The 21,483-nt window shown below is 57.8% G+C and carries 21 protein-coding genes and 1 pseudogene; 10 read left to right on the forward strand and 12 right to left on the reverse strand.

Going from position 1 to position 21,483, the window contains the following annotated elements; all coding sequences use genetic code 11:
* Positions 1-86 precede the first annotated feature (86 nt).
* From ACR0AO_RS13155 to ACR0AO_RS13180, 6 genes and pseudogenes are all read left to right on the forward strand, one after another.
* Positions 87-908, forward strand: a complete 822-nt coding sequence (locus ACR0AO_RS13155) for an SDR family NAD(P)-dependent oxidoreductase (RefSeq protein WP_480604245.1) — start codon at positions 87-89, stop codon at positions 906-908.
* 47 nt (positions 909-955) lie between these two features.
* Positions 956-1,957 carry an NAD(P)H-dependent flavin oxidoreductase gene (locus ACR0AO_RS13160; protein ID WP_480604575.1) on the forward strand — a complete coding sequence of 334 codons (1,002 nt, stop codon included), beginning with the start codon at positions 956-958 and terminating at the stop codon, positions 1,955-1,957.
* An 18-nt stretch (positions 1,958-1,975) separates the two neighbouring features.
* Positions 1,976-3,010 carry a phosphotransferase family protein gene (locus tag ACR0AO_RS13165; protein WP_480604247.1) on the forward strand — a complete coding sequence of 345 codons (1,035 nt, stop codon included), beginning with the start codon at positions 1,976-1,978 and terminating at the stop codon, positions 3,008-3,010.
* Between the two features lie 108 nt (positions 3,011-3,118).
* Positions 3,119-3,862 (forward strand): enoyl-CoA hydratase/isomerase family protein, encoded by a 744-nt coding sequence (locus ACR0AO_RS13170; RefSeq protein ID WP_480604248.1) that lies wholly within the window; start codon positions 3,119-3,121, stop codon positions 3,860-3,862.
* Between the two features lie 79 nt (positions 3,863-3,941).
* On the forward strand, positions 3,942-5,165 hold the full coding sequence (locus ACR0AO_RS13175; protein WP_480604250.1) for a serine hydrolase domain-containing protein: 1,224 nt from the start codon (positions 3,942-3,944) through the stop codon (positions 5,163-5,165).
* Positions 5,166-5,444: 279 nt separating this feature from the next.
* Positions 5,445-5,588: pseudogene (locus ACR0AO_RS13180) on the forward strand (helix-turn-helix domain-containing protein); the annotation flags it as partial.
* Positions 5,589-5,675: 87 nt separating this feature from the next.
* Here ACR0AO_RS13180 and ACR0AO_RS13185 read toward each other — a convergent pair.
* Positions 5,676-6,905: an acyl-CoA dehydrogenase gene (locus tag ACR0AO_RS13185; protein WP_480604252.1), complete on the reverse strand. Its 1,230-nt coding sequence runs from the start codon at positions 6,903-6,905 to the stop codon at positions 5,676-5,678.
* Positions 6,906-7,002: 97 nt separating this feature from the next.
* On the opposite strand from ACR0AO_RS13185, the gene ACR0AO_RS13190 reads away from it, so the two are divergent.
* Positions 7,003-7,914 carry a LysR family transcriptional regulator gene (locus tag ACR0AO_RS13190; RefSeq protein ID WP_480604254.1) on the forward strand — a complete coding sequence of 304 codons (912 nt, stop codon included), beginning with the start codon at positions 7,003-7,005 and terminating at the stop codon, positions 7,912-7,914.
* Here ACR0AO_RS13190 and phoB read toward each other — a convergent pair.
* From phoB to ACR0AO_RS13240, 10 genes are all read right to left on the reverse strand, one after another.
* Entirely contained in the window at positions 7,911-8,600 is a 690-nt protein-coding gene (phoB, locus tag ACR0AO_RS13195) for a phosphate regulon transcriptional regulator PhoB (RefSeq protein ID WP_480604256.1), read from the reverse strand. The two genes, ACR0AO_RS13190 and phoB, sit on opposite strands and share 4 nt — an antisense overlap.
* 11 nt (positions 8,601-8,611) lie before the next feature.
* A complete protein-coding gene (gene phoU, locus ACR0AO_RS13200) occupies positions 8,612-9,313 on the reverse strand; it encodes a phosphate signaling complex protein PhoU (RefSeq protein WP_480604258.1) in 702 nt (233 codons plus the stop codon).
* A gap of 15 nt (positions 9,314-9,328) precedes the next feature.
* Positions 9,329-10,126: a phosphate ABC transporter ATP-binding protein PstB gene (gene pstB / locus ACR0AO_RS13205; protein ID WP_480604260.1), complete on the reverse strand. Its 798-nt coding sequence runs from the start codon at positions 10,124-10,126 to the stop codon at positions 9,329-9,331.
* Positions 10,127-10,138: 12 nt separating this feature from the next.
* On the reverse strand, positions 10,139-11,491 hold the full coding sequence (gene pstA / locus ACR0AO_RS13210; RefSeq protein ID WP_480604262.1) for a phosphate ABC transporter permease PstA: 1,353 nt from the start codon (positions 11,489-11,491) through the stop codon (positions 10,139-10,141).
* Positions 11,488-12,960 (reverse strand): phosphate ABC transporter permease subunit PstC, encoded by a 1,473-nt coding sequence (pstC, locus tag ACR0AO_RS13215; protein ID WP_480604264.1) that lies wholly within the window; start codon positions 12,958-12,960, stop codon positions 11,488-11,490. The genes pstA and pstC overlap by 4 nt, the downstream gene beginning before the upstream one ends.
* An 81-nt stretch (positions 12,961-13,041) precedes the next feature.
* Positions 13,042-14,097: a substrate-binding domain-containing protein gene (locus ACR0AO_RS13220; protein WP_480604266.1), complete on the reverse strand. Its 1,056-nt coding sequence runs from the start codon at positions 14,095-14,097 to the stop codon at positions 13,042-13,044.
* Between the two features lie 195 nt (positions 14,098-14,292).
* Positions 14,293-15,339: a sensor histidine kinase gene (locus tag ACR0AO_RS13225; protein WP_480604268.1), complete on the reverse strand. Its 1,047-nt coding sequence runs from the start codon at positions 15,337-15,339 to the stop codon at positions 14,293-14,295.
* 75 nt (positions 15,340-15,414) lie between these two features.
* The gene (locus tag ACR0AO_RS13230) at positions 15,415-15,939 is read right to left on the reverse strand and encodes a gamma carbonic anhydrase family protein (RefSeq protein WP_480604270.1); all 525 of its coding nucleotides are present in this window, start codon (positions 15,937-15,939) and stop codon (positions 15,415-15,417) included.
* On the reverse strand, positions 15,936-16,577 hold the full coding sequence (gene gmk, locus ACR0AO_RS13235; protein ID WP_480604272.1) for a guanylate kinase: 642 nt from the start codon (positions 16,575-16,577) through the stop codon (positions 15,936-15,938). Before gmk ends, ACR0AO_RS13230 begins: the two co-directional genes overlap by 4 nt.
* 17 nt (positions 16,578-16,594) lie before the next feature.
* On the reverse strand, positions 16,595-17,485 hold the full coding sequence (locus tag ACR0AO_RS13240) for a YicC/YloC family endoribonuclease (RefSeq protein ID WP_480604274.1): 891 nt from the start codon (positions 17,483-17,485) through the stop codon (positions 16,595-16,597).
* A gap of 218 nt (positions 17,486-17,703) precedes the next feature.
* Here ACR0AO_RS13240 and ACR0AO_RS13245 point away from each other — a divergent pair, with 218 nt between their 5' ends.
* The 3 genes from ACR0AO_RS13245 to ACR0AO_RS13255 all read left to right on the forward strand — a co-directional run bounded on the left by ACR0AO_RS13245 (position 17,704) and on the right by ACR0AO_RS13255 (position 20,199).
* A complete protein-coding gene (locus ACR0AO_RS13245) occupies positions 17,704-18,378 on the forward strand; it encodes a PAS domain-containing protein (RefSeq protein WP_480604276.1) in 675 nt (224 codons plus the stop codon).
* A 619-nt stretch (positions 18,379-18,997) separates the two neighbouring features.
* The gene (gene aroQ / locus ACR0AO_RS13250) at positions 18,998-19,447 is read left to right on the forward strand and encodes a type II 3-dehydroquinate dehydratase (RefSeq protein ID WP_480604278.1); all 450 of its coding nucleotides are present in this window, start codon (positions 18,998-19,000) and stop codon (positions 19,445-19,447) included.
* Positions 19,444-20,199 carry an autoinducer binding domain-containing protein gene (locus ACR0AO_RS13255; protein WP_480604280.1) on the forward strand — a complete coding sequence of 252 codons (756 nt, stop codon included), beginning with the start codon at positions 19,444-19,446 and terminating at the stop codon, positions 20,197-20,199. The genes aroQ and ACR0AO_RS13255 overlap by 4 nt, the downstream gene beginning before the upstream one ends.
* Positions 20,200-20,580: 381 nt before the next feature.
* Here ACR0AO_RS13255 and tsf read toward each other — a convergent pair whose 3' ends face one another.
* Positions 20,581-21,456 (reverse strand): translation elongation factor Ts, encoded by an 876-nt coding sequence (gene tsf, locus ACR0AO_RS13260; RefSeq protein WP_480604282.1) that lies wholly within the window; start codon positions 21,454-21,456, stop codon positions 20,581-20,583.
* Positions 21,457-21,483 lie beyond the last annotated feature (27 nt).

Here is a 21,483-nt window from a genome sequence, read left to right on the forward strand (position 1 = left end):
GTGACGTTAAGTCGTTGAGCCGCCCAGGTGATTGTCAACCAGGTGGCGAAGTGCAATCCTGAACCGCGAAAAAGCCGGGAAACTTCATGACACCTGAAAGCCTGTTTTCGCTTCACGGAAAGACTGCGCTTGTAACAGGAGGCGCGACCGGAATCGGCCGCATGGCAGCCGAAACCCTTGTACGAGCCGGGGCGCGGGTGTTGATGGCATCGCGAAAAGGAGAGGCCTGTCAGGCGGTTGCGCATGACCTCAACGCATTGGATGCCGCCGGACAGGCAGAGGGGTTCGCGGGCGATGTGGGAACGCAGGATGGTATTTCGATCCTTTGCAGTGAGATTAGCAAAAGAACGGAAGCTATTGATATTCTGGTGAATAACGCCGGCGTCACGTGGGGCGCGCCGCTGGGTCAGTTTCCGTTCGAAGCCTGGGAGCGGGTCATGTCCGTCAATGTGGCGGGGGTTTTCGAGTTGACGCAAAGGCTATTGCCCATGCTGAAGGCTTCGGCGACGGTCGATGACCCTTCCCGGGTAGTCAATGTCGGCTCCGTTATGGGAGAGGTGCCGATGGGTGATGGCGCCTATAGCTATTCCGCGTCCAAGGCAGCGGTAATCCATCTGAGCAGGGTTCTGGCCAAGGAACTCGCGCCCCATTCCATTACGGTCAATGCCCTGGCGCCCGGCCCGTTTGAATCGCGCATGACAGCTTTTGCCACAGCGGACGAGGGGCTGCGGGAAAAGGTCGGCGGAGCGGTTCCGTTGAAACGCGTTGGAAGGGAAGAGGATATCGCCGGATGCGTGCTGTTTCTTTGCGGTCGCGGCGGTGCCTATGTGACCGGTGCGGTGATACCCGTTTCCGGCGGCATCAATGTGATGACCGGACCGAACATCTTTGAAAAGGCCCTGCAGTAAAAAAAGTTGCCGGGCGCAGCTGATGATGGAGAAATGCCTTGAAGGACATGATCTGGAAGCGGGAGGAGGCCCATCTGCCGGAACACCTCCGCGGCCTGCGAATACCGATGATCGGTGCGCCGCTATTTATCATATCTGTGCCGGAATTGGTGATTGCGCAATGCAAGGCCGGGATTATCGGGTCTTTCCCGGCCCTGAACGCGCGGGAGGCCGAGGGAGAACCTCCATTACTGGAGGCCTGGTTGAAGCAGATCACCGAAGAACTGGACCGGCACAATCAGAAAAATCCCGACAGCCCGGCCGCGCCTTTCGCGGTCAATCAGATCGTGCATCGCTCCAACGCCAGGCTGGACCGTGATCTTGAAATTTGCGCGCGCTGGAAAGTGCCGGTCTGGATCACGTCGTTGGGCGCGCGGGTCGAGGTCAACGAGGCCGCCCACAGCTGCGGCGGGGTAGTCTTGCACGATGTCATCAACAACACTTTCGCCCGTAAAGCCATCGACAAGGGCGCAGATGGTTTGATCGCCGTTGCCGCCGGGGCCGGAGGGCACGCAGGCCAGCAATCTCCGATGGCGCTGATCCGGGAAATCCGAGCATGGTTTGATGGGCCTGTGGCATTGTCCGGGGCAATCGCCTGTGGCGATTCCCTTTTGGCTGCCCGGGCAATGGGGGCTGATTTCGGCTATGTTGGCTCGCCCTTCATCGCGACGCACGAGGCCAACGCCCAGGACGAATACAAACAGATGATTGTCGAAAGCGTAGCCGAGGACATCGTCTATTCCTCGCTTTTCACCGGTGTTCATGGAAATTACCTCAGAAAATCCATTCAACGTGCCGGAATGGATCCCGATAATCTGCCTTCGGCTGATACGTCGACGATGAATTTCAGTCAGGGCTCGTCCAAACCCAAGGCGTGGAAGGAAATCTGGGGTTCAGGGCAGGGGATCGGGGATGTGACCGAGATCGTTCACGCCGAGGAACTGATCGGCCGCATCGCTGCCGAATACCGGACCGCCGGAAAAAAGCTTGCCGCCGAGTTCGATGATTAACCCGACAATGGGATAGCCATGAGCCATCAGCCCCAACCTCTCGATCTTGACGCGGTGGACACCTATTTGCAGGGCAATCTGGTCGGGTATCGGGGGCCGCTGACGTGCGAAAAGTTTGAAGTCGGACAGTCAAACCCGACATACCTGCTGAAAACTCCGAACCGAAACTATGTTTTGCGCCGCAAGCCGCCGGGTGTTCTGCTGAAATCGGCCCATGCCGTCGATCGCGAATTTAGGGTGCAAAGGGCATTGGCCCGGAGCAATGTGCCCGTCGCTCGCATGTATCTGCTGTGTGAGGATGACAGTGTCATCGGTTCGATGTTCTATGTGATGGAGTATCTGGAGGGTCGGAATTTTTTCGAACCGGATATGGTGAATGAATCCAACGAGACGCGTAGCGCTGTAGTAGACGAGATGAACCGGGTTCTGGCCGAATTGCATATGGTCGATATCGAGGCCGTGGGGCTTGGTGATTTCGGCCCGCCCGGCAATTACTTCGAGCGTCAGATCGGGCGGTGGGCCCGCCAGTACAAGGCCTCGGAGACCGACGTCATTCCGGATATGGATAGGTTGATTGCAGTGCTGCAGCGCGAAATGCCCGCCGATGACGGGCAGCGTACGCTCGTGCATGGTGATTATCGGATCGACAATATGATTTTTGAACGAACCGGCACGAAATGTCTGGGCGTTCTGGATTGGGAACTTTCCACTATCGGACATCCCTATGCCGATCTTGCCGCCGTCATCATGCAATGGCAAATGCCGCCGGGCCGCGAGGGGAGGGGCTTGGCGGGGATCGATAGGGCGGCCTTTGGGTTGCCTTCGGACGAGGCTTTTGTTGCCCGATATTGTCAACGGCGCGGGTTGCGGCGGATCGACAATTTCGGGTTCTACCTTGCCTTCAACTTTTTCCGGATGGCGGGAATTCTTCAAGGCGTCTATCGGCGCGCTCTGGACGGAAACGCGTCCAATCCCGAGCGGGCCAGGCAACTGGGGCGGTATGTTCCTGCCTTCGCACGGCACGGCCTGTCCGCGCTGGATCGTGAGATTTGAAAGGGACGGTGTCGAGTGGATAGCAACAAGAGCGCTGGATAGCAGATTGGATCTGCCCACCGTCCGTTCGTTCGACAACTGACTGACAATGCAGGGGGAGGAGGCGATATGAAGGGATTTTTTGAACGTGTCGACCATGGCGAAGGCATCGTCGAACTAAGTTTGAGACGGGCACCGGTCAACGCTTTGAGCGCGGATTTCCTTATAGGATTCGCCGGTGAAATGCAGGATATCGGACAGGATAAAAATGTCAGCGCGGTCGTTTTATCCAGCCCGTTCAGGGTGTTTTCCGCGGGTCTCGATCTGAAAGAGGCGCAGAACTTTGACGTCGCGCAACAAAATGCCATCGTCAAAGGATTGAATGTCGGCTTTCTGTCGTTATTCGAGTGCCCCAAACCCACAGTCTGCGCCTTGAATGGCGCGGCAATTGCCGGCGGAATGTTCTTCGTTCTCGCTTCCGATTTCCGCGTCGCCGCGAAGCGGGCGCAGCTAGGGTTGGCGGAGGTGCGCGTTGGAGCGGATTTCCCGGCGGGGCCACTGGAAATCGCGCGCGCGACACTGGATCCGAACACGCTCAGACGTTTGATGCTGACAGGTCAGCCAGTGGATGCCGAGACCGCCCATCGTTGCGGGATAATCGATGTGATCGACGATGATGTCCTGGTTCGAGCCATCAACGAAGCTCGTGCGCTTGCGGAAATTCCGCCGAATACCTACGCCTCGGTCAAACGCCAGATCCGGAGAGGCACCATTGACCACATCCGTCATCTAATGGCCAATGGCGCTAATACGCCCGAAGGTGGGTGGTTCAATGATGAAACCAAAGCCGCGATGAAACGCATGATCGGATAGACGCGGAGTCACCCGGGCCTCATTTGCCATCCGGACCAGGGCACACTTGGCCTAGACACAAACCGAAAGGGAAATTGCTATGAAGCAGGGATTCGATCCGGCGCGGTTGAACCGGATCGGCGCGTGGATGCGGCGCTATGTGGATGAACGCAAATATCCTGGCAGTTCGATTCTGATCTGCCGCAGTGGCGAAGAGGTGTATTTCAACACTTGCGGGTTGCGGAATGTCGAAAAAAATCTGCCTTTCCAACGCGACACGGTCGCCCGCATCTATTCGATGACCAAACCGATCACCTCGGTTGCCGTCATGATGCTTGCGGAACGGGGATTGTTCCACCTCGGCGCGCTGGTATCGGATTTCATACCTGAATTCAGCAACGTGCAGGCACTCGTACCGGGAGCCGAGCGGATCGATCAGGTTGAACCTGCGTCGCCGCCAACCCTTCATCACCTGCTGACGCATACCAGCGGTTTGAGCTATCCTTTCAACCCCGGCATATTGCCCGAGGCAATGGATGAGCAAGACCTGATGTTCAAATCCTCTCAGGGTCTTCTGGCCGAAATGGTCACTCGGGTCGCCACCCTGCCTTTGGCGTTTCAGCCCGGCGTGCGGTGGGAATATTCAGTCTCCACCGATGTTCTGGGACGTGTGATCGAGCTTGTTTCCGGAAAAAGTCTTGACCGGTTCTTTGATGAAGAAATTTTCGATCCGTTGGGCATGAGCGAAACCGCGTTTTCGGTGCCCGGTAGTGTTGGGAACCGGTTTGCCTCGCTCTATACGCCGCTGGCAGGCGACGCCATGGCGTTAAACGAGGCCAAAAGCGGGGGCGACACGCTGCGACTGGTTGATCAGGCCGGTGACTCCCCGTTTGAGCGAACAACCCTGTTTTCTGGCGGTGGTGGCCTGGTGGGGACGATTGACGATTACCAGCGGTTCGTCGACATGCTGCGCCGGGGCGGCGAGGCGAACGGGCAGCGCATTCTCAGCCCCAGAACGCTGGATTTCATGATGCGTAATCATCTTCCCGGCGACATTGCGTCGATGGGGCCAACCAGCTTTGCCGAGCAACCCATGGAAGGTCTGGGGTTTGGGCTCGGGGGCGGAGTTGTTCTAGATGCCGCACGATCCGGCACAATTGGTTCGACGGGGGATTTCAGCTGGGGCGGGATGGCGTCGACGTTTTTCTGGCTGGACCGTGTTCACGACCTCAGCGTCGTCTTTTTCACTCAGCTTTCGCCATCCAGTTCCTATCCGTCTCGCGCGGAACTCCGGGCCCTTGTTCACGGGGCGCTGGTCGATTGATGGAATTCCTCCGGTATCTCGGCGGGAGCATCGGCGACGCATCAAGAACCGGGGCATGGCAACCAGTCCTGTGGTTAGATAGGCTCGGTGAACTTGTAATTTTACTTTGGCTTTTCGTTACAAGAGTTTTCCAGAGACGCGTTTAGAAAACGGTTTGAGTTGGCGTCTTCTAGTTTATTACCATAATCATCATTATACGGTTTATGTTCGTGCGCGGGTGGATTCACAAACGAAGTGCAAATTCTGTATCAAAACAGATTTTTGCATGGAGGATGCCAAATGGTAAGCTGTTACCCTCACCTGAGTTTGGAGGAACGTCGCAAGATTGCAAAATGGCTTGAAGCCAAAATGCCAGTGCCAGAGATTGCGGATCGACTGGGTTGTGCTGCGTCGACGATCTATCGCGAGTTGAAACGTAATTTCCACGACGGCAATTTTGAAGGCTGGCAAGCCAATTGTTCAGACGGCCGCGCCGACTCAGGCTCGGCCGCCACAGAGAAATCACAAGGCTCAATAGAAAGCCTGAAGCCCGGTTTGCGCACGCCCCAGGATCAATGCGTGAACGTCATGCGTGCCTTCATAGGTGTTCACGGTTTCAAGGTTGACCATGTGGCGGATCACCTGAAACTCAAGCGAGATGCCGTTGCCGCCATGCATGTCACGCGCCAAACGTGCGATATCCAGGGCCTTGCCGCAATTGTTGCGCTTGACGATCGAAATCATTTCGGGCGCTGCGTTCGCCTCGTCCAACAGACGGCCGACGCGCAGGCTGGCCTGAATGCCCAATGCGATCTCAGTCTGCATGTCCGCCAGTTTTCGCTGATAAAGCTGCGTCTGTGCTAGCGGCCGGTTGAATTGGTGGCGGTCAAGCCCATACTGGCGGGCGGAATGCCAACAATGTTCCGCAGCCCCCATCACCCCCCAGCTGATACCATAGCGCGCCCGGTTGAGGCAGCCGAACGGCCCTTTCAGGCCCTGAACATGCGGCAGAAGCGCGTCTTCGCCCACCTCGACGCCGTCCAGAACGATCTCGCCCGTGATCGAGGCACGCAAGCTCAGTTTGTTTTGAATCTTGGGTGCGCTGAGCCCCTTTGCTCCTTTCTCCAAAACAAATCCACGGATCTTGCCGTCATGGGCATCAGATTTCGCCCAGATTACGAAGACATCCGCAATCGGTGCGTTGGATATCCACATCTTGCTGCCGGTCAGGCGATAACCGCCCTCGATCTTTTCGGCCCGGGTTTTCATGCCGGCGGGATCGCTGCCTGCGTCGGCTTCGGTCAGACCGAAACACCCTATCCATTCACCGCTGGCCAGTTTGGGAAGGTATTTCCGGCGCTGTTCTTCGCTGCCATAGGCATAAATCGGGTACATCACCAACGAGCTTTGCACCGACATCATCGACCTATAACCAGAATCGACCCGTTCGACTTCACGCGCCACAAGACCATAGCTGACATAGCTCGCACCGACGCCGCCATATTCTTCGGGGATCGTTGTGCCCAGCAGGCCCATTTCACCCATTTCACGAAAGATATTCGGATCGGTTTCCTCGTTCTGGAACGCTTCCGTGATGCGTGGCTGCAGCCTTTCCTGCGCATAGGCACGAGCGCTGGCGGCAATCATCCGTTCATCCTCAGTCAATTGATCCGACAAACGGAACGGGTCTTCCCAATCGAAGGTTCCAAGATCGGGAGCATCCTTGGCACGCAAGGCGGGTTTGGTCTCGGGGGCATTCATGGTGCATCTCCAAGTTTCACGGTTGCGCGCAGCCTACCGTGCAATTTTCGCAAAAAACAGCGAGACTTTTGCAAGTATTCGTGACTAAAACGCATACATGGATACGCCACGCCGATTTTTTCCGTCGATAACTGCACTTCGCGCCCTCGAAACGCTGGATCGACTTGGTTCTGCCTCGGCCGTTGCGGAAGAGCTGTCGCTAACGCAAAGCGCGGTCAGCCGACAGTTGCAGTCGCTGGAGGCGCAACTCGGCGTTGAACTGATCCAACGGGACAAAAAGCGACTGGCACTGTCTCCGATGGCACAAACCTATGTCGTGGAAATTCGCGAAGCGCTGAACCAAATCGCGCAAGCTTCATTGCGCCTGCATGTCGCCCCGGTTGGAGGAACACTGAATCTTGCTATTCTTCCAACATTCGGAATGCGATGGCTGATGCCCCGCCTGCCCGACTTTGCGCGGCTTCATCCCGAGATTACAATCAATATGTCCACACGGCTTCGACCATTCAACTTTGCCTCCGAAACCTTTGATGCTGCATTACATTTTGGCGAGCCGGATTGGCCCGGTACAGACCGCCTGCTTTTGAAGACGGAACGGGTTCTGCCCGTTTGCGCGCCGAACTTAATGCCGAACGGTCCGCCGGACTCTGCCAAAGGCTTGCTGCGGTTTCCGTTGTTGCACATCCAGACACGTCCACGCGCCTGGCAGGATTGGTTCAGCCAGATCGGATGTGATCTCAAGGAGCCGCTGACCGGTACACTCCATGATCAATTCGCAACCATTATTCAAGCCGCTATTCACGGACTGGGTGTGGCGCTGCTTCCCAGCTATCTGGTCGAACAGGATCTGGCGACAGGCCGGCTTGTTGCGGCCTATCCCGATGCAATGGAAACCGTCGGCGCCTATTACCTTGTCTGGCCGAATTCGAAATCGAACGACCCGTCATTGCGGGAATTCCGTCACTGGCTTGCCGGGCAAGCCCAACCGGAAGAAGCCCTGCCGCGCTAACCCAACGCGTATCCCGCGCCGCGTACCGTGCGCAGCGGGTCGGCACCGCCATGCTGCATCAAAGCCTTGCGCAAGCGTCCGATATGCACATCCACGGTTCGAGTATCGACATAGATGTCGCGCCCCCAGACGCGATCCAACAATTGCTCGCGGCTCCAGACGCGGCCCGGTTTTTCCATGAACGTACTAAGCAGGCGGAACTCTGTCGGCCCCAGTTTCAGAGGCTTGTCCGCCCTGCTCACTTTGTGCGTTTCGGCGTCAAGAATGATATCGTCGAACTCCAGCCTCACGCCGACCGTCGATGGCCGCACCCGCCTGAGCTGGCTGCGGACACGTGCCATCAACTCCACGATCGAATAGGGTTTGACGACATAGTCGTCCGCACCGGTTTCCAGGCCACGAACCTTGTCCACCTCCTCGGAGCGGGCCGAAAGCATGATGATCGGAATGGACCGGGTTTCAGGACGTGCTTTCAGGCGGCGGCAAACTTCGATACCGCTCAGATTGGGCATCATCCAGTCCAGAACAATGATGTCCGGATTTTCCTCATCCACCAGCAACAGGGCCTCGTCCCCGCTGGCGGCACGGGAAACCCGAAATCCCTCGGCTTCCAGATTATAGGCCAAAACCTCTCTCTGCGCGGGCTCATCCTCGACAACCAGAACCTTCGGCTGATCGGTGGACATGACAGGCTCCTTCAGATGGTTTGCGACGTGGTGTCGGCCTTGGGCCGGGCCTCGGCGGGGCGGCTGCCGGTCACCAGATAGACCACCTGCTCTGCGATGGCGGTCACGTGATCGCCCATGCGTTCGATGTTTTTGGCGATGAAATGCAGGTGCATGCAGGCGGAAATGCTGCGCGGGTCCTCGGCCATGAAGGTCAGGAGTTCGCGAAACAAACCATTATACATCTGATCCACATCATGATCGCGTTCGATCACGTCGGTGGCCAGTTCAGGGTCGCGCTGGATATAGGCGTCGAGTGCGTCGCGCAGCATATGCTCCACTTCGCGCGCCATTCGGCGCAATGCCGAGGCGCTACCGTTCACCTCGGCCGCATCGACCAGAACGGTTGTCCGTTTGGCGATGTTCTTGGCATAGTCGCCGATCCTCTCAAGGTTTGCCGAAACCTTCAGAACCGACAGCACCAGCCGCAAATCTCCGGCCGTCGGTGAGCGCAGCGCGATCAGGCGGGCGGTTTCCTCGTTGATCAGTTCTTCCAGTTCGTCGATGGCCTTGTCGCCCTTGCGCACTTGCTGGGCAAGCTCTTCGTCCCGGGTTTCCAAAGACCGGGCCGCCCCTATGATGGCGGCTTCGACCAGACCGCCCATTTTCATGATATGTGCCTGGACGGCCTCCAAGTCACGGTCGTAAACTGATGTAATATGCTGTTCCGTCATGTCTTTTTCTCGTCCTCAACCGATACGACCGGTGATATAACTTTCAGTACGGGGATCGATCGGATTGGTGAAAATCTGACCGGTCTCTCCGAATTCCACAAGATTACCGAGATGGAAGAAGGCGGTTTTCTGGCTGACCCGCGCCGCCTGCTGCATCGAATGCGTCACGATCACCACCGAAAACCTCTGGCGCAATTCGTCGATCAGTTCTTCGACCTGCGCCGTCGCAATCGGGTCGAGCGCCGAGCACGGCTCGTCCATCAACAGAACTTCGGGTTCCGTCGCCACTGCACGCGCAATGCACAGGCGCTGCTGCTGCCCGCCCGACAGCCCGGTTCCGGGCGCATCGAGGCGATCCTTGACTTCGTCCCAAATTGCCCCGCGGCGCAGGGATTTTTCCACGATCTCGTCCAGTTCCGCCTTGTTTTTTGCCAGGCCGTGAATGCGCGGCCCATAGGCGACATTGTCATAGATCGTCTTGGGAAAAGGGTTCGGTTTCTGAAAAACCATTCCGACCTTTGCGCGCAATTGCACCGGATCGACCCGCTTGTCATAGATATCCTCGCCATCCAGCAGGATATCCCCCTCGACCCGGCAGATGTCGATCGTGTCGTTCATCCGGTTCAGACAGCGCAGGAATGTGGACTTGCCGCAGCCCGAAGGGCCGATGAAGGCGGTCACGGTCTTGTCCTCGATCTCGACGCTCACATCCTTGATGGCATGGGTGTCACCATAATAGACCTGAACGTTCTTCGCGGTGATCTTGGTTTCGTGTGCTTCCACATCTCTCTCCACGCGAGACATATCTTTCATATCGTGCCCCCTTTACCAGCGGCGTTCAAAGCGGCGGCGAAGAATCACGGCCACGGTGTTCATGGTGACAAGGAAGACAAGCAGGATGATGATGCCTCCCCATGCGCGTTCATAAAAGGCCGGATCGGCCCGTTTCGCCCATTCGTAGATCTGTGCCGGCATCGCGGAATTCGGGGACAGCAGGCCGCTGGCAACGCTGTCCGGCGCGTTCGAGGCGATGAAGCCAACCATACCGATCAGCAACAGCGGGGCGGTTTCACCCAATGCCTGCGCCAGCCCGATGATCGTGCCCGTAAGAATACCCGGCGCGGCCAGTGGCAGTACGTGGTGAAAGACGGACTGCATTTTCGAGGCCCCTACCCCCAGTGCCGCATCACGGATACTGGGCGGCACGGATTTCAGCGAAGCGCGGGTTGAAATGATGATCGTTGGCAGGGTCATCAGCGTCAGAACCAGACCACCCACCAGTGGCGCCGACATCGGCAGATGCATATAGTTGATGAAGACCGCCAGGCCCAGGATGCCGAAAACAATGGAAGGCACGGCAGCAAGGTTCGAGATATTGACCTCGATGACATCGGTCAGCCAGTTCTTTGGCGCAAACTCCTCCAAATAGATCGAAGCCGCCACACCGATGGGCAAGGCCAGCACCAGCACCACCAGCATCATGAACAGCGAACCGACCATCGACACGCCCATTCCGGCGGCTTCCGGTCTTTGATCCGAGGCGTCGGCCCCAAAGATGAAGGAGGGGTTGAAGGTTTTCCTGAGAATTCCCGCTTTGCGCAGTTGATCCACGAAATCCAACTGGGCCGCCGTTATCGACTTGTCATTCGCGATGGACGCGCGGGTGACACGCCCTTTCAGATATCCATCAACGCGGGAATTGGCGAGGAAGCGGAACTCGACCGTTTGTCCGATCTTGTCGGGATTCGCCAGGACATACCCGCGCAGTTGCCCGTCCGCGCTTTTCGACAGAATGGCCGCCTGTTCTTTCGTCTTCAGATCGGTTTCGATGCCAAGCTTTTTCACTTCGGCTTCAAATGCGTTCTTGATCAGCGGTGCATAGCCAAAGGTCGTGACTTTCTTGATATCTTCGATGTTTCGATTGCCGTTTTTGTCGAGTTTGCTCTCCAGCAACTCGACCGGTAACGTGACAAAGGTTTGCGAATATGCCCCCACGCCCTTGCTGACGATGTTGTAGGCCAGCAGAAATAGCATTGACAGGCCGATAGCGATGGCAACAACGCCATAGGTCTTGAACCGGGCCTCTGCCCGGTTTCTCCGGGCGGTTCGGGCATCCTTTTCCAGCAAGGAACCACTGTGCTTGCGGGCCGGTGCACCGTTTTGGCGGATATCGGTCATTCGTATTGCTCCCGGTATTTGCGCACGATGTAAAGCGCCAGAACGTTCAGGCCGAGGGTAAGCACGAACAACGTCAGCCCCAACGCAAATGCGACAAGCGTTTCGGGACTGGCAAAGTCGGTGTCGCCGGTCAGCTGACTTACGATCCGGGTGGTGATCGTGGTCATTGATTCCAACGGGTTAAGCGAGAATTTGGCGATCGCCCCTGCCCCCATAACGACGATCATCGTCTCGCCGATCGCGCGCGACGCCGCCAGCAGTACCGCGCCGACAATACCGGGCAACGCTGCCGGGAGAACCACCTGGCGTATGGTTTCGGACTTGGTGGCGCCCAGCCCGAGCGACCCGTCCCGCATGGATTGCGGAACGGCGTTGATGATGTCGTCCGACAATGACGAGACGAACGGGATCAGCATGACCCCCATCACCAGGCCCGCGGTCAGAACCGAAGTTGCACCGGCCATCCATTCGACGCCGAGCAGACCACCCTTGGCGAATATTTTCGCCAGCATGGGTCCGACGGTCAGCAACGCGAACAGGCCGTAGACGATGGTCGGAATGCCTGCCAGAATCTCGATCAGGGGCTTGGCGAAGCTGCGGGTCGCCTTGCCGGCGTATTCGGACAGGTAGATTGCCGCGAACAGTCCGATTGGTACTGCGACCAGCAACGCCACGAGCGAAATGTACAACGTCCCCCAAAGCAGCGGCAGGAAAGATAATTCGGAATCGCCACGAAAATTCGGAGCCCATGTGCTGCCAAAGAAGAAGTCTTTCCAATCGTGCAGCCGGAAGAAATTCGTGGTCTCGAAGAACATCGAAAGCACGATGCCCAGCGTCGTCAGAATGGCCAGCGAGGCCGCGAGGATCAACAACGCCAGTATGCCGCGCTCGACAGTGTTGCGCGCCCGAAAGTCCTTGTGAGTTCCCGCGTATGAAATCGCCAGCCCCCCCAGGGCAAGTACGGCGATCACGATGGCCATGGCGTTTCCACCTATGGCGTTCAATTGGCGATAACGTTGCGCCGCGCGCAGAACGCCAGGTTGCACATCGGATCCCAACGCGACACCCAATTCTCCCAGCTTGCCACGGATGTCGGTTGTCTCGGCATCCAAGGTACGGGCCTCCCGACGGGTCAGCGCACCCTGCTCGACGGCAATATCCAGACCCTCGGCAACACGCCGGACGTCGGACATCAGCAGGTCGCGGGTCAGATCTTCTGGAATGGCCGCGTCGGGGATCATGCCAGAGACACGGCTGTCCACGATCAGAGGCTGAGCCAGCAGCCAGATGATCAACACGGCAAGCGCCGGAACAAGCGATGTCAGGGCCACGTTGAGCCCGTAGTAGACGGGCAGAGAATGAAGGGCGCGCGTATCGCCCCCCACCGATTGCAGCGCGCGGCGGCGCCCGGCGACATAACCGATTGCGGCCAGAAAAAGCAGCGATAACACCAGCCAGAGTGTCGGCATCAGAACCATGATCCGTAGTCAGATGTAAGAAAACCGGGGCAGAAACTCCGCCCCGGCCGTTTTCGGGAAGTCCACGGCGGGCTACGAGTTGCCGTCCATCGTGGATTCGTCGGCGACCGCGTTCTGGGTGTCTGCCAGTTCGGGATCGGCGACCAGCCCGTATTCGGCCAGCGGACCGTCGGGGCCGGCGACCTCGTCAGCGACGAAGAATTCGACATATTCCTTGAGGCCGGGGATCACGCCGATATGTGCTTTCTTCACATAGAAGAACAGCGGACGCGAAACCGGGTATTCGCCGGTTGCGATCGATTCGGTCGAGGGAACGATGCCCGACATGGTGGCAACCTGCAGCTTGTCGGTGTTGTTTTCATAGAAGGCCAGACCAAAGACGCCGATGCCGTCCTTGTTGCTTTCGATGCGGGCCAGCGTTTCGGTATAGTCGCCGTCAATATCAACCGACCTGCCGTCGGTGCGCAGGGCGATGCAGGCTTTCTCGGCCGCTTTTTTCTTGGCCTTGTCGCTGTCGCCTTCGGCTGCGGCCAGCAGGTGTTCGAATGCGCCGGTGGCTTCGCAGCCCGCCAGGATCACCTTGTCTTCGAACACTTCGCGGGTGCCGTGCTTGGTGCCGGGTACGAAGGCCTGAATGTCGATCGCCGGGAAGTTGGCGTTCACGTCGGCCCAGGTGGTGTTCGGGTTGTCGACCAGATTACCGTCGACCAGAACCTTGTCGGACAGCGCCAGGAACCAGTCGGTCGGGGTGAATTCATAGGCGTTGCCGTTGATATCGCTGGCAAACACGATGCCGTCATAGCCGATGCGGACCTCGATGATGTCGGTCACGCCGTTCTCGGCACAGGCCTCGATTTCCTTGTCCTTGATCTTGCGCGAGGCGTTGGCCACGTCGATGGTGTTTTCGCCAACACCTTCGCAGAACCGCTTGAGACCCGCGGACGAGCCGCCCGATTCGACCACCGGGGTCGGAAAATCAAAATTTTCGCCGAACGCTTCGGCAACGATCGATGCATAAGGCAGAACGGTCGACGATCCGGCAACCTGAACCTGATCGCGAGCAGCAGCAGCGGTGGCGGACACAGCGGCAATTGCAAGCGCCGAAGCCGACAGTTTCACAAAGGACATTCCAGTCTCCCTGGTAGAGATATGATGCGATCACCCCCATGATGATCCTGGAGAACTCCTAGGGGCGGCGCGTAAGTCTTTTGTGACAGGTATGTAACGGTTTCATGACAACCGGGCGGGATCACCCGGAATTTGACGCAAAGCCGCCATGCATCTGTTTCATGGCGGGATGACGGAACCTGTCCGGGTCGGGCTTTATCGGGGCAGTGCCACGGTAAAGGTCGATCCTTTTCCCAACTCGCTTTCGATGCGCAGGCGTCCGCGGTGGCGGTTTACGATGTGCTTGACGATCGCAAGGCCCAGCCCCGTCCCGCCCAACTGACGCGAGCGATGGCTGTCGGCCCGATAGAACCGTTCGGTCAGGCGGGGCAGATGGATCGCTTCTATGCCCGGCCCCTTGTCGACGATCCGGACCTGCGCCGAAGGGCCGCGCAGCGCCGGGTCGCGTTCGGGCGTGGTCAGAATTGCCGTTACTTCCCCACCCGCGCCACCGTATTTGATCGCATTCTCGATCAGGTTGGTGAAGACCTGCCGCAACTGGTCGGTGTCTCCCCTGATCACTACCGGATCGTCCGGAGCCTGGAATTTCAAAGAAACATTGGCCGAATCCGCCAGCGGGCGCAGCGAGTTCATGGTGCTCTGCAACTGCGCCGACAGATCGATTTCCTGCTTGGGGCGAACTCTTTCTTCGCTTTCGACCCGGTTCAGCGACAGCAGATCCCCAACCAGACGGTTCATCCGGTCAGCTTCGTCTGCCATGATCTGCAGAAAGCGTTCGCGGGCGGCTTTGTCTTCTTTTGCGGGGCCGCGCAGGGTTTCGATAAATCCCATCAGCGCCGTCAGCGGCGTCCGCAGTTCGTGGCTGACATTGGCGACGAAGTCGCGGCGCATCTGTCCGGCCTGTTCAAGATGCGAGATGTCCTTGAAACAGGCCAGAGCCGCCCCTGCTTCTTTCTCGCCGATACCCTGAATGAACCTGCATTCGACCTCGAAGGTGGTGTCCTGAGCACCATCGTTTGACAGGTGCCGGGTGGTTGTCGTTGCTTTTGTCTTAAGTGTTTTCTCCAGCGCCTCGATCACCTGCGGCTGGCGCAGGATGGTGGCGAAGTGCCGTCCGGAAATCTGTTGCCCCAAAAGCTTCCGGGCCTCGGAGTTTGCGGCGATGATCCATTCTGACCGGTCCACGAGAACCGCAGGAAACGGGATTGCCTTCACGAATTCGGAAATGAGATCGGGTGGCATGGGGCGGACTCTCGGAAAACCGGGATATGTTTGGCGGCTCCTACACCCGGAATGTGACGTCTGTTTGGTGGTGCGTCATGAAACGACGGTGAGGATGTCGCGATATTTTCGCATGTTTTCCCGATAGTTCCGGGCACTCAATGCCAATCCCTCTATGGCTGCGTCGTCAAGCTGACGCACGACCTTGCCGGGTGACCCCATGACCAGAGAGTTGTCGGGGATTTCCTTGTTCTCGGTGATCAGCGCGCCTGCCCCGATCAGGCAGTTGTGACCGATCTTTGCGCCGTTCAGAACGATCGCGCCCATGCCGATCAGCGTATTGTTCCCGATCGTGCAGCCATGCAGCATCACTTTGTGCCCGATCGTGCAATCGCGCCCGATGGTCAGGGGATAGCCGGGGTCGACATGCATGACGCAGTTTTCCTGAACGTTGCTGCCAGCCCCGACCCGGATCTCTTCGTGGTCGGCGCGGATGGTGCAGCCGAACCAGACCGATGCGCCCTCTTCAAGCACGACCTTGCCGATCAGATTGGCATCCGGTGCGACCCAGGTGTCGGGATGTATCCGGGGTTCGTGTTCCCCCAAAGCATAGATCGTCATGACATCTCCTGAAATTCGGTCTGCAGCGCCCGGACGTGGTCGGTCAGGTGCGGCTGCTGAATGCGGCGCAGGCGGGTTGCGGTGATGATGGTCTTGAGCGCTTCTTCGGTGGTGTCCAGATCGTCATTGATCAGCACATGGTCGTAACTGCCCCAGTGGCTGATCTCATCCCAGCTTTTCTGCATCCGGCGCGCGATGGTTTCGGCATCGTCCTGACCCCGCGCTTCCAGCCTGCGCCGCAATTCCCCGATCGAGGGCGGCAGCAGGAAGATCGACAGCGTGTGCTGGCCCAGATCGGAATTGCGGATTTGCTGCGCCCCCTGCCAGTCGATGTCGAACAGCACGTCCTGACCGTCCTCGATGGCGGTCTGTACCGGCCCTTTGGGTGAGCCGTAGAAATTGCCGAACACATGGGCATGTTCCAGCATTTCGCCATTGGCCACCGCCGATTTGAACGACTCTTCGGTTACAAAATGATAATCCTGCCCGTCGACCTCTCCGGGGCGCGGATTGCGGGTGGTGGCCGAGACCGAAAACCGGATAGTGGCATCCCACGCGCGCAGCCGTCTGGCCAGTGTGGACTTGCCCGCGCCCGAGGGGGAGGACAGAATGATCAGAAGGCCTCGGCGTTTTGCCATGTCGTCGTATTCCCGTATTATTCCACGTTCTGGACTTGCTCGCGCATCTGATCGATCACGGCCTTGAGCTCAAGCCCCGCAGCGGTCAAATCCGCATTCTGCGACTTTGAGCACAGCGTATTGGCCTCGCGATTGAATTCCTGCATCAGGAAATCAAGCTTGCGCCCCACCGGCCCGCCCTGCCCCAGCAGGTCCCGGGCCGCGGCGACATGGGCGGTCAACCGGTCGATTTCTTCGGTCACGTCCGCCTTGACAGCGATCAGGGCAAGCTCCTGTGCGACCCGGTCGGGATCGGCGCCGTCGGTATTGTTCAATACGCGCGCCAGATTGGACCGCAGGTTTTCCGCCATTTTTTCGCGCCTGCCTTCGGCAAGACCGGCCGCCTGTCCGGTGAGGGTTTCAACGAGAGCGAGCTGGGAATGCAACACGCGCTGCAGCGCGTCACCTTCGGTCGCGCGCATGTCCAGAAAAGACTGCACCAAAGGCTTGAAATCCCGCTTTAACTGTTCGACCAGCGGCGCGGCATCGTCTTCATCCGCACCGGTCTCCAGCATTCCGCGCAAAGCCAGCAGGTCGGATGCCCGGGACGAAGCGAGGGAAACCCCCTTGCCCCTGGCTTCTTCTTCCACGGCGGCCAGCGCGCCGAGGGCTGCCTCCAGCAATTCACGGTTCAGCCGCAGATCACTGCCTTCCTCGGAGCGGGCGATGCGCAGAGACAGCGTAACATTTCCCCGCGCCGCCGCCTTGGCCAGATCGGTGCGCAAGGCCGCCTCGAGCCCGGCAAGCCACTCGGGAACGCGAAGGCGCAGGTCTAGCCCCTTGCCATTCACGCTGCGCAACTCCCAGGTCCAGCTGTAAGCGCCAAACTCGCCCTTGCCCGAGGCGAAGCCGGTCATGGATCTTATCATTCCTGCCCTTTCCTGATGCCGGTTGTTGGTGCACCTAATGCCATAGTGCGGCACAGGGCAAGTCCCGGCTCGGACGGGTCACGTTAACCTGCGTTAACCAAACGTTAAAGATTTGCTCTAAAATTAACTCAACCCGTGTCAGATTAGGATCTGAGTAAGCTGCGTATCGCTGGGCGCCGAGTACTTGGGTGTTCTGTCATTTGGCAGGGGGTTAAACGGTGAAAAAGTTGAGTGAAAACGTTCCCGGAGCGACAACGGGAAAGGTGGTGTCGATGAATCGGTTTTTCAGCGGTCGCAGCTTATCTCCTATCCGTCAGGCCGAGGCCTATTGGACAGCCCTGTTGGACGGGAACGGAATTCCGAACCGTTCGGACATTGATCCTCGCGGGCTGGGCAACATCCTGCAGTTCACCTTTGTTCTGGAACGTGTTGCCCCAAGTGTTGCCCGGTTTCGGCTGGCAGGCAGCCACATGACCGAATTGGCGGGGATGGAAGTGCGCGGCATGCCCTTGTCGGCTTTTTTCACGCCTCCTGCCCGCGACGAGATTTCCGGAGCGCTGAAGCACGTGTTCGGATCTCCGGCCGTTGCGGAACTTGAACTGGCGACGGAGCCGCGATTGCGGGCCCCCAAGCTTGAAGCCAGAATGATCCTTTTGCCGCTGAAAAGCGATTTGGGAGATGTCAGCCGCGCCCTGGGCGTTCTGGTCGCAGATGAGGTCAAGGGCAAGACGCCGACCCGGTTCGATATCGAAACATGCAGGATCAAGCCCGTGTCGAATATCACGAAAACACAGGATCACTACCGCGAACCGGCATTGGGATTTGCCGAAAGCCAATCCCCCTTTGTGTCCCCGGCCCCTCACCTTCGTCTGGTGTCGTCAAAAGAAGAATGACTTCATTTGTTGTTTTTTGGGGGGCGCGGTCCGATCTCCGCATTGATGTATTCGCCTCGTGGATGATGGGATTTCTTCACGAAGTAGGGATCAGTCGCGGGCAAGGCGGGATCAACCTGAAGCTGATTGATTTGTCACGCTTTTCAGTCTCAGATCGAAGGTATCGCAAACTTTGCGCCGCCTGGTAATTTAGCATCCTCAGTGCAGAGCGCATAGCATTTGGATCTCTTCCAGTCGCACTGCCGGTCTGGACGCGCGACGAGAAGCGAATCACCGGAGAAGTTGCCATGGTGCCAACTGTCGTCTTGGCAGCGCCCGTCGACCCCACCGCCGAAAGCGCGATACGGGTTGGATCAAACTTATGCGCGGCGGCAAGCGAAAAACGGTCCGTAACCGATCTGTTGCAAACACAAAACCTGTATCGGCATCCAAACGCCATGAAATTAATGCAATGAGAGAGTGATGACCGGATTTGAGCATCATTTCGCCACGAAATTCTGGGAGACTTCAGGCAAAATCCCGCCACGTCCAATTGCCATTGGATTTATGAAACAAGGTCATCCTGGTAGACATTCGTGCGCGGACTCCATTATGAATTGGGCAATGGGGAAATGCATGCATGAATAAAGTTCTGGTCCTGAATGGTCCGAATCTAAACCTGTTGGGCACACGACAACCAGAGGTATACGGGCACACAACGCTGAAGATGATTGAAGAGACCTGCATTTCGCATGGCTCCTCTGTCGGGCTTGAGGTCACCTGTTTCCAGTCAAACCACGAAGGCGCGCTGATCGACGCCATTCACGACGCGCGCGGCATACAGGGCGGTATCGTGCTGAACGCGGGTGCATACACACACACCTCTGTCGCCCTGATGGACGCGATTTCCTCGGCTCAGGTTCCGGTCGTTGAGGTTCACCTGTCCAATATCCATGCGCGCGAGCCGTTTCGTCACAAATCCTTTATCGCGCCCGTGGCCGTCGGCCAGATCTGCGGGTTCGGGGCGCAGGGATATCTGCTGGCGCTCGATGCACTGGCAACCCACCTTCAGCAAAGTGGCCAGCAATGACCCTGGATGAATACCTCAATTTCCTGAGCTATACCAAAACGCTCGAAGAGCTTTGGGATGCGCATTGCCGTCAGATGGACAAATATGGGTTCGTGCGCCTGCTCTATGGGTACACGCAATACCGCACCGCCACATCGTTGGGAGATCCCGAAGATTTCATCATCCTGACCAATCACTGCCAGCAATACATTGATGGATTTCTGCATTCAGGATTGTATTTCCACGCACCTATGCTGAAATGGGCGCTGAAGAACGAAGGCGCCGGTAGCTGGCGCCGCATTTCCGAATTGATGTCGAACAACACAATGACGGAAAAAGAGCGGCAGGTTTACGAATTCAATACCTCGATGGGCGTCACCGCCGGATACACGATCAGCTTCAACTCGGTTTCCATGCGCACCAAGGGGGCAATTTCCCTGTGCGCGCGCAAGGGGATGTCGCAGGATCAGGTCGAAGCGATCTGGCAAGAGCATGGCCGTGACATCCTGTTGATGAACAATATCGCCCATCTGAAAATCCTGACCCTGCCCTATAACCCGCCCAACCGCTCGTTGACCAAGCGGCAGCGTGAGGCCTTGCAATGGGTTGGCGATGGCAAAACCACCCAGGACATTGCGTTGCTGATGGGGCTGACATCCGCGACGGTGGAAAAGCACCTCAGATTGGCCCGTCAGGCATTGGCGGTCGAGACGACTGCGCAAGCCGTTCTCAAGGCCGCGCTGCACAATCAGATGTTCATTATGGAAGCCTGAAACCTTCTCTTCCCATCGCCAGCAGACGCCGGATTACCTTGGGTAAGGAAATCATGACTACCAAATTGCTGTTATGCGTCGCATTATGATCAGGTTCCGTGAGTGGTGGCTTTGGCCAAGGAACATTTGGATGGACCTTCGCAATATCGTTGCTCTCTGTCCGATCTGACAAAGGCCGTTTATTTTTCGGCGTGCCAGCGTCAGAATTTTGAGGGGCCCTACCATCCCCATCGTGCAGGGCCCCTCATATTCTATTCCAATCGATTTTTGCTGAATTGCTGATGGTCAGCCCGATTTTGTGACTCAAAGAAAAAGGCCGGCTGCGTGATCCGCACCCGGCCCTTTTGGTGACGTTGCCGGGTCGACAGACCCGGACAGAATTTAGCCTTGCGCTGCCTTTGCAACCTCAGCAGCGAAGTCTTCTTTTTCGACCACAATACCTTCGCCGACTTCCAGACGGATGAAGCCGGTGATGGTTGCACCCGCTTCTTTCGCTGCGGCCGCAACGGTCAGGTCGGGGTTCACCACGAATTGCTGGTTCAGCAGGGTCGATTCCGCCACGAATTTCTTCATGCGGCCTTCGATCATCTTTTCGATCACCTGCTCCGGCTTGCCGGATTCGCGGGCGATGTCCATCTGAACCTGCTTTTCCTTTTCGACAACAGCCGGGTCCATGTCAGCTTCGGACAAAGCGGCCGGGTTCACAGCCGCGATGTGCATCGCAACCTGCTTGCCAATGGCTTCGTCACCACCTGACAGGGCAACCAGAACGCCGATCTTGCCCATGCCGGCGGTTGCGGCGTTGTGCACATAGGAAACAACGGTGTCGCCTTCGATCTTGGCCATACGGCGGATCGACATGTTTTCACCGATTTTGGCGATTTTGTCGGTCAGCACATCCGCGACGGGCTTGCCACCCAGATCGGCAGCTTTCAGCGCCTCCACGTCGGCCACGTTCAGGGCGGCGCCGGCGATGCTGGAAACCATCTCCTGGAACTCGGCGTTCTTGGCGACGAAATCGGTCTCGGCGTTCACTTCGACGGCAACGCCCTTGCCGCCGTCAACGACAACTGCCACGAGACCTTCGGCCGCGGTACGGCCCGATTTCTTGGCGGCTTTCGCCAGACCTTTAGTGCGCAGCCAGTCAACGGCGGCATCCATATCGCCATTGTTTTCGGTCAACGCCTTCTTGGCGTCCATCATGCCAGCGCCGGTTGCGTCGCGCAGTTCTTTCACGAGTGCTGCTGTGATTGCCATCTCTTGGCTCTCCTCAATTCAAACGGA

This window comes from Ruegeria sp. AF8, assembly GCF_056541825.1.